The sequence below is a fragment of the Cyanobacteria bacterium FACHB-DQ100 genome (assembly GCA_014695195.1).
Lineage (GTDB): Bacteria > Cyanobacteriota > Cyanobacteriia > Leptolyngbyales > Leptolyngbyaceae > Leptolyngbya.
In genome coordinates, this window is the sequence record JACJNW010000028.1 from 323,149 (window position 1) to 336,328 (window position 13,180).

Consider the following 13,180-nt stretch of genomic DNA (forward strand, 5'->3'; position numbering starts at 1 on the left):
TGGTGCAGGGCTGATGTGTGGCGAGTATTTAGAGATTTGGGATAAGGCACTATTTCCGCCTGAAAGCGTCTGAGCAATTGATCGGATTCCGTTGATCGATGGAGATTTCGCTGCGGTTTAGTTGGAGCGCGCCGCCTAAACTTTTCACTTATAGGACGCTTCGATCCGGTATCGTTCAAGGTTCCTCAGTATGAGGAATTTAGAAATTAGGGCTTCTTAAATCGCGTCGAAGCACTCTATCGTACTGACGCTGGGATTTTGCGTATCTACCGAGGTCAACATGATTCAGCTTAGCAACACTACACATGATATTCGAGTCGAATTGCTGCCCGGATTGCACGAATGTAGAGATTAAGTCCTGTAAACCATTCATCGCCTCAGAGCGAAAACGACCTGACGATCGTGCGGTTGCGCCAGAGCGGATGTCCCTGCCCGACTCAACTGGTGGTATTTCTAACAGACGCGATCGCCTCGAAACGATTCGACCTACAACTCAACCGATCAAGCGAGTATTTCTTGTTGTTAACTTAGCTGGATCGGCGCAATCCTCGATCGCGGCCAGCCTAACCCGTCTCCGGAGCCAAACGGCAGCGGCGCTAAGAACGCAAGGTTTTACGGTTGTAGAGGTTCCGATAGGGCTTCCACCAGAAACCGCGATCGCTTGGATCAATCGACGTGCGGCTCCTGGAGATACAGCTTTATCGATCCAAACTGACGCATTTTCTAATCCTGATGCGCGAGGCATTGCAGCGTTCTACCGGGCAGGAAGTTTGGAGCGCCGTCAACAGGCGGAGCAACTGATTGATCAAATTTTAATGAACGTGCCGAACTGGATCGATCGCGGAGTCAAACCTGATACTGAAACCGCATTTGGTAGCCTTCCGTTTGTGCGCCAAATGAAGATTCCGGCGATCGCGCTCAGCGTCGGGTTTGCCACGAGTCCGCAGGATCGAGCGATCGTTCGGTCTCGCTCCTTGGCGATCGCTCAAGGCATTGCGACTGGATTAGTGCGTTGGAACCAAACTCCAACGCCGATCAATCTCAGCATCAATGGCAAAGTGTTCGATCGCAAAGGGGCGATTATTGAAGGCAGTGCTTATCTTCCGATCGAGGTGTTAAATCAGCTCAAGATTGATGCCCAACGCTCTAAAACGGCGCGGCTGATCACAAGCAACAATAGCACTTATATTCGAGCGAGTGATTTACGAGCCTTGAGCGTTTTAGTGGGCTGGAGTTCTAGCCGTCGAACGGTTGTTTTACGAACAACGCCGCTTTTGACCTCAAATAAACTAAGCCGCATTATGGGACGCGGTTATTTGTCAAAAAATACCTTAAAAGCATTTCTTCAGCAGAACAATCCCCAAGCATTTAGAGCCTTTCCCGAAATTGCCGATGTGTATATCGAAGAAGCGACGATCGAAGGCGTGAATCCGGATATCGCATTTACGCAGGCTTTAATCGAAACTAATTTTTTTCGCTTTGGAGGTGTGTTTCAGCCGAGCCGGAACAACTTTGCTGCCCTCAAGGATGTGGGGAGTGCTTCAGACGGCGCGGTTTTTCCCAACACTAGAACCGGAGTACGTGCCCATATTCAGCTATTGAAAACTTACGCCAGCTTAGAGCCACTGAATCAAGCGATCGTCACGCCACGATTTCGCTTTATTGAACGTGGAATCGCACCTGGGATCGAGCAGCTAGGGCGGTATTACTCAGATGATCCGTTCTATGCAGAGAAAATTTTAGGGTTGCTGAGACAGCTTTATGAGTATCAACTCACGACAACTGGGTGAATCGCTCGGAGCGATCGAAAAGGTCGATCAAGAAAATCCCTCGATCGACCTTTTTATGTAAACGTTCCCAAGCTAGTGGCTTAAGTGTAGCTGACTAACGATTCGTCTGCACTTCTTTTATCTCAACATCTTCTGCATGAGGACGCGGTTGGTCTGCTACAAGCTTCTGCGGAGTCGAGAAGCTGGAGGCGGATTCTTGCGCCAAAGTCGTCCATTCCGTGTGGAATACGCCTTCTTTGTCGGTGCGGAGATAGGTGTGTGCGCCAAAATAATCGCGCTGCGCTTGGGTTAAGTTTTGTGGCAAGCGATTGCGGCGGTAGCTGTCGAAGTAGTCGAGCGATGCGCTGAATGCAGGAACCGCAATTCCGTGACGAGCAGCAGCCATGATCACTTCACGCCATGCCCCTTGACGATCGAGAATCGTTTGCTTGAACTCAGGAGCCAGGAGCAAGTTCGGTAGCGTTGGATTATCGATAAACGCGCTTTGAATTTTGCCCAAGAAATCTGCCCGGATAATGCAACCGCCTTTCCAGATTCGCGCACATTCTGCCAAGTTCAACTCATAACCGTAGTTCTGAGATGCCACATTCAGCAGCGCCATCCCTTGAGCATAGGAGCAGATTTTCGAGCAGTAGAGCGCATCGCGAACCGCGTTGATGAAAAGCTTGCGATCGCCCTCAAACTTCGGACTCTGGTAGCTCAATTGCTGGGAGGCTTCGATCCGCTCGGACTTGTACGAAGACATAATTCGAGCATTCACCGCAGCGATGATTGTGGGGATCGCAACGCCTTGTTCCAGTGCATCGGTCACTGTCCAGCGTCCGGTTCCTTTTTGCCCCGCAGCATCGAGAATGAAATCGACAAGCGGCTTTTGCGTATCGGGATCAAGAATCTTGAAGATATCTGCGGTAATTTCGACTAGATAAGAGTTCAGTTCTGGAGTCGTGTTCCATTCGCTGAAGACTTCATGCAGTTCGTTGTGATTGAGTCCACCGACATTCTTTAACAAATCATAGGCTTCTGCGATTAACTGCATATCGCCGTATTCGATGCCGTTGTGAACCATTTTGACGTAGTGACCTGCGCCACCCGGGCCAATATAGGTTACACAAGCCCCATCATCGACTTGCGCCGCGATCTTTGTGAAAATCGGCTCTAAAAATTCGTAAGCGGACTTAGTTCCACCGGGCATCAAGCTCGGACCATTCAGCGCACCTTCTTCACCGCCGCTCACCCCCATTCCAATAAAGGTAAATTTTGCGGCTTCAAGCTCACGCGCTCGGCGGGCGGTGTCGCTGAATAGCGAGTTACCGCCATCGATTAGGATGTCGCCTTCATCGAGGAGCGGTTTGAGTTGTTCGATCATGGCATCCACAGGCACACCTGCTTTCACCATGATCAGGATTTTGCGGGGACGTTCGAGTGAGGCAACGAATTCTTCGATCGTATACGCTGCCTTGACATTCTTTCCGCCTGCTCGATGCTCCATGAAAGCATCGGTCTTTTCGCGGCTTCGGTTGTAGACAGCGACGGGAAAGCCATTGCGCTCGACGTTTAACGCAAGGTTCTCGCCCATTACGGCGAGACCAATTACACCAAAACTTTGTGCCATATAAATTCTCTGCTAACTCTGTAACGGCAAGGAAGCGATCGTTTCTTCAAGGTAGCTCGATCGTCTCAAGGTAACGTGGAAGATTACATTAAGACTCTGGCTATAGAGGGAAGGTGAGAAATCGTTTAAGTATTGAGGCGCTGGAGTAAACCTCGCAGGAGTGCGGCTTCTAGGCTGATGGTTTTGTAGCCAACTTCGTCAAACAGAATCACGATTTTGTCACCTTCGTAGCGCATCACCGTGCCTTCACCCCAGGATTTATGCAGGATTCGGCTGTTGAGGGGGTAGGGTTTGCGGGAATCGTTTTGTTGAGCCGCAATTCCGGCACAGCAGTTGTCACAATTTCCACACAATTCTTCACGGGGATCACCGAAATAGTTCAGGAGAAACTTGCGGCGGCAGTCTTGCACTTCAGCATAACTCCGCATCATTTCGAGGCGCGATCGCTCGACTTTAATCTTACGCTCTTGTGCTTGTAACACTTCTTGCGCGGCTTGTGTTAAGTCTGGTGCGTTCTTGCTGAGGTTCACTTCTCCGGTTGGAAGCGTTTCAATCACACCTAAAAATTCTAGATGGCTTAAGGTTATCTTTAACTTTGCCTGAGATAGGTTGATTAGGGGTTTTAAGGCTTTTGGATGAATGGGTTCTGATTGTTGTCGAACAATGTTAGCAAGCTCAATAATCTGATCGATATCAAGCTTTCCACCTCCTGAAAAGAACTTGCGTAAGTTCAAATCATGAGGCGTATAAAACAAAATAATGTTTGCGGGATCACCATCTCGTCCAGCGCGTCCGATTTCTTGGTAGTAACTATCGATCGAATCACTAATGTTATAGTGCAGCACAAATCGAACATTCGATTTATCTACACCCATGCCGAATGCAGTGGTTGCCACAATTACTTCTGCTTCGTCAGACATAAATGCATTTTGAGCTTGTTCGCGCTCTTTGGTTTTGAGTCCGGCATGGTAAGCGATCGCGCGAACTCCCACTTGATTCAGTGCATCCGTTAATGACTCAGTTGCTTTGCGAGTCGCAACGTAAACAATCCCCGGCTTTGTTAATTGTTGAATGCGTTTGACAAAGATTTCTTGCTTTTCGGCTTCATCATCATAGTTCTCAACGGCTAAGCGCAGATTCGGACGATCGAAGCCTCGAACAATAATTCTCGGATTGTTCATGCCTAAACGTTGAATGATTTCTTCACGCACAGGCGGTGATGCAGTTGCGGTTAAAGCTAATGTTGTGGGATGTCCTAATGCTTCGATCACGGTTCCTAATCGAAGATAATCCGGGCGGAAACTATGTCCCCACTCACTAATACAGTGCGCCTCATCAATCACAAACAGCGAAGGTGGAGCCGCTTGTAGATGTTCGATCGTGTCTGTATTGTTGAATTGTTCGGGTGCAAGAAACAGGAATTCAAGCTTGCCATTGTGCCAGCGATCGAAGATTTCAGCCCGCTCTGATGCTGTGATCGTTGAATTGATCACTGCTGCATTCCCAACATCAATATCTTCTTTGTCGATCGACTCCACTTGGTCTTTTTGTAGCGCTAACAGTGGAGAAACAACAATGGTTGCTCCAGGAATCCTTGTGGCGGCAAGCTGATAGATTGCTGATTTACCTGATCCGGTTGGCATCACAGCTAGAGTATCGCAATGTTCTAGGACGGATGCGATCGCAGCTTCTTGTCCGGGTCTGAGGTCATCGTAGCCGAGATGAGTTTGAGCGAGTTTTTGAATTGAGACGGAGCGTTTTCTTGCCATTGGTGTGATAGTTAGAAAAGAAAATGCAGGACAAGTTAGACTTGTCCCACATTCGAGAGGTTGAACAGCATGAGAACTTGAACGCTTAACTCTTGAACATCTAACTCTTGAACATCTAACTCTTGAGCATTTAACTATGGTCGTTGAATCCGCCGAAGAATGCTAATCCGCCGAGAACAGCCGCCGCAAGTACGCCGAGCGAGAACAACGGAGTTTTATCAATGTGGTCGAGGAAGCTGGGAATTTCAAGATTGCTGTAGTCGCCATTGACGCGATCGTATCCCGGTTCTTGAATTGCTTCGTACAGATTGTTCGGATCGTCCTCGCCCTTTTCTTCTTTGGTGCGTTGTGAAACGAATCCGATCGCTAACAATGCAGTATCGACCAAACCTGGAGAAATCCGTTGAACAACATCTAACACCTTGCCAACATCGCTGACAATGTAATCGCGAACCGGATGTTCAGCAGCATATAGAATTGCATCCGTCACTAAGCTGGCATTGTAGAAAGGGGGTGTTGCCATTGGTTTAACACCAAGTTTTGTCTTGCCTTTAGTGTAGAACGGAGTATTGATTACTCCGGGCATAATGTTGGCAACATTAATCGGATAACCTTGATGCTTTAGCTCTAATCGGAGTGCATCAATCATTCCCATGGTTCCGTGCTTTGAAGCAGAATATGGGCTTTGATAAGGCAGCGATCGACGTGCTTCAACCGAAGTAATATGAATCAGCGATCCACGTCCTTCTTTTTTCAAGTGCGGCAACGCGACCATTGCTCCATACACTTGACCCATCATGTTGACATCAATCACCCGCTTAAACTCTTCGGGTGTGATGCGATCGAAGGTCGAAAACAATCCGGTTGCGGCAGTATGAACCCAAGTATCAAGCCGACCAAAGCGATCGACTGCTTTATCTGCGATCGCTTTGACTTGCTCGTAATCTGCCACATCCGCGATCACCGCGATCGCTTCACCGCCGCGCTGATGAATCTCTTCGACCAAGCTTGCTAAGCCCTGTTGACTCCGTGCAGCCACAATGACCTTAGCACCCCGTTCTGCAAACTTCAGAGCCGCGTCGCGACCAATACCACTAGAAGCTCCAACGACTGCTACAACTTGTTGATTAATCGGTTTTAAGTTCATTGTTTTTTAAAGGAATTAAATTTCATCGTTTCTACGGTCTTCGTAGTCTTCGGAAGAAGAAGGCTCAAGCTCCCATCTGCGGTCATCGCGCCCTTCTAAAATCTCATTGGTGTGCAGATAGTTGTAGTCACTCATCTCCAAACCGACTGCACGTCCTATCTCGTCCACAATGTCCATATCCGGGGTCGATACTGTTCCGCCAACAGATTCGTCTCCAACCGCGTTGGCTTGCTCATAGTTCGCATCAATATCGCCACCCGTTAACACCGCAGAAGCTTCATTCAGCTCACTTTCGCGATCGCGCATTGTTCGACCGCCGATCGTATAGCCTGGCATTTCTACAACACCCGTACCATAAGACTCGGTGTATTCTTGGGGAACATCTCCAAAGTCTTGCTCTTCTTCGAGGTCATCCTCCTCGTCGTAGACATCGCCGCCTAGATTGTGTAACGCTGCCTCTAGATCGGCATCATCAGAGATGTCTTGATATCCTGGATTGCTTTTGTTGTAAGTCATCGTGTTCTCCCGCTCGTAAGGCATCGCACAATTGTTAAGTTAACGAATTGCAATCTGAGCAGTCTCCTCATATAGAAAGTTCCTTGATCCACCTCAGGAGGGACTTTTGCCTCTGTCATTTGAATGAGGAGCGATCGAGAATTTTTCTTTAGCTTGTAGAAAGCCTGTTTAAGCCGAGAATTGCGAATTTTTGGGACACAGAAGTTTAGGTAAAGGCAAGTCTAGACACAAGGAGAAGCGGCAATGGTGATGGACACGCAGCCAAAGCGGGTTGCAATTCTAATCGAGCAAGGGGTTGAAGATGCCGAATTTCAGCTTCCCTACAATGCGCTGAAAAAAGCAGGAGCCGAAGTGGTGGTACTCGGTTCGCGGGTGAATGAAGAATACAAAGGCAAGCAAGGCAAGCTCAACATCAAAGCCGATGCGACGACTACGGAGTCGATCGCAACTGACTTTGATGCCGTCATCATTCCTGGTGGTCATGCACCCGACAAGATGCGGACGAATCTAAAAACAGTTCAGTTTGTCGAAGATGCACTTGAGAATGGTGTGTTAGTTGCCTCGGTCTGTCATGGTCCTCAAGTTCTGATTGAGGGCGATATGTTAGATGGCGTTCGGGCAACTGGATTCCGTGCAATCCGCAAAGATATGCAAAATGCGGGTGCTGAGTTTGTTGATGAACCCTTGGTGGTTGATGACAATCTCATTACCTCTCGTCGTCCGGGTGATCTACCAATTTTTGTGACTGCAATTCTTCAGCAATTAAATCTCAACATTCCCGATACAACATTGCCTCCGGTTAGCGATATGGATGCGGGCTGGTGGAAGCTCGGCGAAGAATGGGGCGGTTCTAGCAGAAGCGAGATTGTGCAGGCTCTGAATACTGCCATTCAAGGAGAGCGCTACAGCTTGGAAACATTCCAGCACTATTCGGATAATGCCACCGATGATGCCATGAAGGAACTGTTTCAAGAGATTTTGCAGCACAAACAGCAACACATCCAACAGTTAGAAGCAAGATTAGGGCTGTTTAACGAAACTCCTTCGCTTCCTGCTGCAGTCAGCAATCTGTATGCCAGCGTCAAATCATTCTTCCAAAATGATCAGACCGATGTTGAAATCTTGCGGCGTGCATTAGGTGATCTACAAACGGGTGTGGTTGATACCTACAATCTCCGCAATAAGCTAACTGATCCAGCAACGGTTGAGATTTTTGATCGAATGGAAGTGACTTTGGCAAGAGATGAGCAGCGAATTGCGAATCTCTACAAAGACCGATTGGGCGATCGCACTCCGGGATCTCCCAAGCCTTCTAGCCGTCCTGCCACAACAGGCGCATAGTTCTACCGAAGTCGAAGGTTTCACTACTTTCGACTTCGCTGTTTCAATCTACGTGAGTCTTTATGGAAACTGAATCAAACAAAACAATCAATTCTTCTGAATCTCAACCGCCATCGTTGACCGATACCGAAAAATGGGCATCGATCGTCGGCGGTAGCGCAATGGTGCTATTTGGTCTACAAAAACGATCGCTTCGAGGCGTATTGACGGCGATTGCAGGCGGAAGCCTTGCTTATCATGGCGCAACGGCTGAGAAAAGCTTAACCGACAAAGTGAGTGATGCAGTCGGACTCAATAAAGCCATGAAAGTTGAGAAGACTGTCACAATCAATAAGCCCGCAGAAGAGCTTTACAGCTATTGGCGTAACTTTGAAAACTTGCCAACTTTCATGAAGCACGTCAAGTCGATCACCGTGAGCGAAGGTGGCAAGCGATCGCACTGGGTTGCAAATGCGCCCTTGGGTCAAGAGGTCGAATGGGATGCAGACCTGATCAAAGATGAACCGAATCATTTGATTGCTTGGGCATCGATTGAAGGTGCAGATGTCGATAATTCGGGATTTGTGCGGTTTACGCCTGCACCGGGCGATCGTGGGACTGAGGTGAAAGTGGTGATGGAGTATGAGATTGCGGGTGGTCGATTGACTGCTGCTTTAGCAAAGCTGTTTGGTGAGGAGCCAGAGCAGCAAGTTGGAGATGAACTTCGCCGCTTTAAGCAATTGATGGAAGCAGGCGAGATTGCGACCACTGAAGGACAACCTCGCTGTCACGGATAGTTTTCTAAGTTGTTTAGCTTCGTTTGGATCTGCGGGTAGCCCCCTAAATCCCCCATTCTGGGGGACTTTGAAAGTCGGAGAACTTCCTCAGCAAAGGAAACTGCTTTTTCTCTTAGTCCCCCAGAATGGGGGATTTAGGGGGCAAGAAGCCGTCAACAACGAAGCCAACTCCTCTCTCAGTTCACTTAACACACAATTAACGATGAAAGCTGTATGTTGGCATGGCGCGAATGATGTTCGCGTTGATAATGTCCCTGATCCAACCATTCTGAATCCAAGAGATGCCATTCTCAAAGTAACCGCAACCACCATCTGCGGATCAGATTTACACATCTATGATGGCTATATCCCCTCAATGCAGCCTGGTGACATCATTGGGCATGAATTCATGGGCGAAATCGTCGAAACTGGGCGCGAAGTAAAGAAGCTAAAGAAGGGCGATCGTGTCGTCGTCTCTTCGATCATTGGTTGTGGTCAGTGTCACTTTTGCTCACACCAACAATGGTCGCTCTGTGATAACTCCAACCCAGGTGGCGCACTGCAAGAACCTATATTCGGTTATAGCACCGCCGGAATCTTCGGATATTCACATCTCTTTGGTGGATATGCTGGCGCACAGGCTGAGTATGTTCGCATTCCCTTTGCCGATCATGGCTGTGTTAAAGTTCCCGATGGCATGACTGATGAGCAAGCATTACCGATTTCGGATGCTTTCCCGACTGGATACATGGGCGCAGATATGTGTGATATCAAGCCCGGAGATGTTGTTGCAGTTTGGGGATGTGGGCCAGTTGGATTGTTTGCGATTAGAAGTGCGTATCTGTTGGGCGCAGAGAAAGTGATTGGGATCGATCGCTTCCCCGAACGCTTAGCAATGGCAAAAGTCCAATGTGGTGCAGAAATCATTAACTACGAAGAAGTTGATGCAGGCGATGCACTGAAAGAAATGACAGGCGGACGCGGGCCGGATGCCTGTATCGATGCGGTCGGGCTAGAAGCGCATGGAACCGGATTGATGGGACTGTACGACGAAGTGAAACAGAGCGTTCGGCTGGAAACCGATCGACCCCACATTCTGCGCCAAATGATTGTTGCCTGCCGCAAAGGTGGCGTGATTTCGGTGATGGGTGTGTATGCCGGATTTATCGATAAGCTACCGATGGGAGCCGCCTTTAACAAAGGTCTCACCTTCAAAATGGGACAAATGCACGGACAGCGCTATATGCCCAAGCTGATTGATCACGTCCTCAAGGGTGACATTGATCCAGCATTTGCTTTCTCACATCATATGCCGCTTACCGAAGCGAAGCAGGCTTATGAAATGTTCAAGCACAAGACCGATAAATGTATCAAGATTCTTCTGAAACCGTAACAATGAACTACCTACGCAAGATTTTCTCAACTATTATTCTGAGTGTTGTCCTATCACTAACACTATTCTTGGTTCCGGCTCAGGCTGCGATCGCACCTCAAGAAGCTCAAAACATCATGCGCGATGCGAATAGCCTGCAAGAAGCCGGACAAAAGCTTAGAGAAGCAGATTCTTCCGAAAAGCTTCGCAACAATGAAGCGCTGAACACGGCGAAAGAAGTCCGCAAAGGTAGCCCCGCGATCGATGCCAAAGGTAACACGAATCCAATCGCGGATATCAAAGAAGGCATCAAAGACGCGGCTGAAAACGTCAAAGAAAAGCTGAATCTAGATGAACCGCTTGCGCCTTCGACCAAAGAGTTTCTCGGAAAGCGCCAAGAAACCGTTGAACCCGACGGAAAAGTTCTCGTTAAAGAAGAGCCTGGATACTATCAGCGCGGTCGTGAAACCAAAGTTTTTGAAGAGGACAGATAAATGAGAGCTTTGTGCTGGCATGGTGCGCTCGATGTTCGCGTTGACAATGTTCCTGATCCAAAGATTTTGAATCCGCGTGATGCGATCGTGAAGATCACATCAACTGCGATCTGTGGCTCTGATCTCCACCTCTACGATGGTTTTATTCCCACTGTGCAATCTGGTGATATTCTCGGTCACGAATTCATGGGCGAGATTGTTGAACTGGGGTCTGCGGTCAAGAATCTCAACATTGGCGATCGTGTCGTAGTTCCTTTTACGATCGCCTGTGGCAATTGCTACTTTTGCCAAACCGATCTGTGGTCGCTGTGCGATAACTCAAATCCAAACGCCTGGATGATTGAACCTTTGTATGGAACTTCTCCGGCTGGATTGTTTGGTTATTCGCATTTCTTTGGCGGGTATGCAGGTGGACAGGCTGAGTATGCACGGGTTCCGTTTGCTGATACCGGATTGTTCAAAGTTCCGTCGGAACTGACTGATGAACAAGTGCTGTTCTTGACTGACATTTTCCCAACCGGATACATGGCAGCAGAACATTGCGACATCAAACCGGGACACACCATTGCGGTTTGGGGCTGTGGCCCTGTGGGTCAGTTTGCGATTAAGAGTGCGTTTCTGCTAGGTGCAGAGCGAGTGATCGCGATCGACCGAGTGCCCGAACGCTTAGAAATGGCGAAAACTCAGTGCGGTGCGGAAGTGCTGAACTATGAGGAAGTTGATGTCGGGGACGCGCTGAAAGAGATGACAGGCGGACGCGGGCCGGATTCTGTGATTGATGCAGTAGGTTTAGAGTCACACGGAACCAGCATCGATTACTGGGCGGATCGAGTCAAGCAAGCCGCTCGACTGGAGACCGATCGACCGATCGCGCTGCGTCAAGCGCTGGTTGCTTGTAGCAAAGGTGGAACAGTTTCGATTCCGGGTGTGTATGGCGGTTTCCTCGATAAAATTCCGATGGGAGCGGCGTTTAACAAAGGGCTAACGTTCAAAATGGGACAAACCCATGTGCATCGTTATCTCAAGCCTTTGATTGAACACATTCAGCGCGGCGACATTGATCCGTCCTTTGTGATCACACACACGCTACCTTTGGATCAAGCTCCGCATGGTTATGAGATCTTCAAACAGAAGAAAGATAACTGTATCAAAGTGGTGCTGAAGCCTTAGTGGGCGGTTTGCTGTCTAATCGAACAAGCATCTCTAAATGGGGCAGAGCTTCTCTAGTAAAGCTTCTGCCCCTCGTTGTATGTCGCAGCCTTTACACCAAATTGATCTTTGAGTGCTACAGATCTTGGAAGCCCCCTAAATCCCCCACGAGTGGGGGACTTCAAGCCCAAACTGGTTCAGATTCTCAAAGTCCCCCATTCTGGGGGATTTAGGGGGCGAAGGATCTATAGCATTAACAAATTGATTCGGTATTACTTCTGATACGATCGCGTCAACAAATCAAGCTGCGTTACTTCTTCTGGCTCCAAATCCCAACCGATCGCGCCTGCGTTTTGTTTTGCCTGACTCGCATTTTTCGCGCCCGGAATTGGAATTACATTTCCCTGAGCAATCAACCAATTTAGGGCAACTTGCGCTGGAGTTCGATCGTGCTTCGCGCCGATTTCGGTGAGACGATCGATCAAAGGCATCAGTTTTTCCAAGCCCTGACGACTAAATTTCGGATCGAGCTTTCGCGCTCCAGTGACAGAATCAGCATTTTCGGGCTTATATTTTCCGGTGAGTAAACCTTGTGCAAGTGGACTATACGCGAGAATTGTCACGCCCAACTCTTTAGCGGTCGCCAGAATTCCGTTGACTTCAATTCCCCGGTGTAGCAGGGAATAGCGCACCTGATTTACCGCTAACGGAACCCCTTTTGCTGCCAAATACCCTTGTGCCTCCCGCATTTGATCGGCGGAATAGTTGCTCACCCCGATCGCGCCAATTCTTCCTTGCTTGACTTCCTCGGCGAGTGCTTCCATCAGCGTTTTCTTACCCATGAAAAAGTCAAACGGCATATGCACTTGATACAGTGCGACCGAACTGACTCCTAAGCGCTTGAGGCTTTCTGTCACCGCATCATGTACGGCTTGAGCGCTAAACCGCCAGGGTAACGGCATATATTTGGTCGCGATTTGAACAGACTGATCAGTCTGCCGCATAAACTGACCTAAGAATTGCTCAGACTTACCTAACCCGTAAATCTCAGCCGTATCAAAGAAAGTCACACCTGACGCGATCGCATTTTCAAACGCCTGCTTCAGATCAGCTTCGGTGTAATCTTTGCCATAACTCCAGAACAGCGAATCACCCCAAGCCCAAGTTCCAATACAGAGCGGCGGAACCGACAGACTCGTTCTGCCTAATGAAATCGATTCAGTAGCCACGAGAAT

The 13,180-nt window shown here is 48.7% G+C and carries 11 protein-coding genes; 6 read left to right on the forward strand and 5 right to left on the reverse strand.

What is annotated here, in order from left to right; all coding sequences use genetic code 11:
• The first annotated feature begins 305 nt into the window (after nt 1–305).
• Nucleotides 306–1,790 carry a glucosaminidase domain-containing protein gene (locus H6F51_12695; protein MBD1823339.1) on the forward strand — a complete coding sequence of 495 codons (1,485 nt, stop codon included), beginning with the start codon at nt 306–308 and terminating at the stop codon, nt 1,788–1,790.
• Between the two features lie 94 nt (nt 1,791–1,884).
• Here H6F51_12695 and gndA read toward each other — a convergent pair whose 3' ends face one another.
• The 4 genes from gndA to H6F51_12715 form a co-directional block, all read right to left on the reverse strand.
• Nucleotides 1,885–3,402 (reverse strand): NADP-dependent phosphogluconate dehydrogenase, encoded by a 1,518-nt coding sequence (gene gndA / locus H6F51_12700; protein MBD1823340.1) that lies wholly within the window; start codon nt 3,400–3,402, stop codon nt 1,885–1,887.
• Nucleotides 3,403–3,527: 125 nt separating this feature from the next.
• Nucleotides 3,528–5,171, reverse strand: a complete 1,644-nt coding sequence (locus tag H6F51_12705) for an ATP-dependent DNA helicase RecQ (GenBank protein MBD1823341.1) — start codon at nt 5,169–5,171, stop codon at nt 3,528–3,530.
• 130 nt (nt 5,172–5,301) lie between these two features.
• Nucleotides 5,302–6,318 (reverse strand): SDR family oxidoreductase, encoded by a 1,017-nt coding sequence (locus tag H6F51_12710; GenBank protein MBD1823342.1) that lies wholly within the window; start codon nt 6,316–6,318, stop codon nt 5,302–5,304.
• Nucleotides 6,319–6,333: 15 nt separating this feature from the next.
• Entirely contained in the window at nt 6,334–6,834 is a 501-nt protein-coding gene (locus tag H6F51_12715; protein ID MBD1823343.1) for a hypothetical protein, read from the reverse strand.
• 243 nt (nt 6,835–7,077) lie between these two features.
• Here H6F51_12715 and H6F51_12720 point away from each other — a divergent pair, with 243 nt between their 5' ends.
• The 5 genes from H6F51_12720 to H6F51_12740 all read left to right on the forward strand — a co-directional run bounded on the left by H6F51_12720 (nt 7,078) and on the right by H6F51_12740 (nt 11,966).
• Complete coding sequence (locus H6F51_12720) at nt 7,078–8,175, forward strand: DJ-1/PfpI/YhbO family deglycase/protease (protein ID MBD1823344.1); 1,098 nt, start codon at nt 7,078–7,080, stop codon at nt 8,173–8,175.
• Between the two features lie 62 nt (nt 8,176–8,237).
• The gene (locus tag H6F51_12725) at nt 8,238–8,951 is read left to right on the forward strand and encodes an SRPBCC family protein (protein ID MBD1823345.1); all 714 of its coding nucleotides are present in this window, start codon (nt 8,238–8,240) and stop codon (nt 8,949–8,951) included.
• Between the two features lie 202 nt (nt 8,952–9,153).
• Nucleotides 9,154–10,323: a glutathione-dependent formaldehyde dehydrogenase gene (locus H6F51_12730; GenBank protein MBD1823346.1), complete on the forward strand. Its 1,170-nt coding sequence runs from the start codon at nt 9,154–9,156 to the stop codon at nt 10,321–10,323.
• A gap of 2 nt (nt 10,324–10,325) precedes the next feature.
• Nucleotides 10,326–10,796 carry a hypothetical protein gene (locus tag H6F51_12735; GenBank protein ID MBD1823347.1) on the forward strand — a complete coding sequence of 157 codons (471 nt, stop codon included), beginning with the start codon at nt 10,326–10,328 and terminating at the stop codon, nt 10,794–10,796.
• Complete coding sequence (locus H6F51_12740; protein MBD1823348.1) at nt 10,797–11,966, forward strand: glutathione-dependent formaldehyde dehydrogenase; 1,170 nt, start codon at nt 10,797–10,799, stop codon at nt 11,964–11,966. It begins immediately after the preceding gene.
• A 251-nt stretch (nt 11,967–12,217) separates the two neighbouring features.
• On the opposite strand, the gene H6F51_12745 is transcribed toward H6F51_12740, so the two are convergent.
• Entirely contained in the window at nt 12,218–13,174 is a 957-nt protein-coding gene (locus H6F51_12745; GenBank protein ID MBD1823349.1) for an aldo/keto reductase, read from the reverse strand.
• Between the last annotated feature and the right edge of the window lie 6 nt (nt 13,175–13,180).

Coding starts and splice junctions, on each gene's coding strand:
- gndA (MBD1823340.1), bottom strand. CDS start 3,402: ATGGCACAAAGTTTTGGTGTAATTGGTCTCGCCGTAATGGGCGAGAAC.
- H6F51_12730 (MBD1823346.1), top strand. CDS start 9,154: ATGAAAGCTGTATGTTGGCATGGCGCGAATGATGTTCGCGTTGATAAT.
- H6F51_12740 (MBD1823348.1), top strand. CDS start 10,797: ATGAGAGCTTTGTGCTGGCATGGTGCGCTCGATGTTCGCGTTGACAAT.
- H6F51_12720 (MBD1823344.1), top strand. CDS start 7,078: ATGGTGATGGACACGCAGCCAAAGCGGGTTGCAATTCTAATCGAGCAA.
- H6F51_12695 (MBD1823339.1), top strand. CDS start 306: ATGATATTCGAGTCGAATTGCTGCCCGGATTGCACGAATGTAGAGATT.
- H6F51_12710 (MBD1823342.1), bottom strand. CDS start 6,318: ATGAACTTAAAACCGATTAATCAACAAGTTGTAGCAGTCGTTGGAGCT.
- H6F51_12725 (MBD1823345.1), top strand. CDS start 8,238: ATGGAAACTGAATCAAACAAAACAATCAATTCTTCTGAATCTCAACCG.
- H6F51_12705 (MBD1823341.1), bottom strand. CDS start 5,171: ATGGCAAGAAAACGCTCCGTCTCAATTCAAAAACTCGCTCAAACTCAT.
- H6F51_12715 (MBD1823343.1), bottom strand. CDS start 6,834: ATGACTTACAACAAAAGCAATCCAGGATATCAAGACATCTCTGATGAT.
- H6F51_12735 (MBD1823347.1), top strand. CDS start 10,326: ATGAACTACCTACGCAAGATTTTCTCAACTATTATTCTGAGTGTTGTC.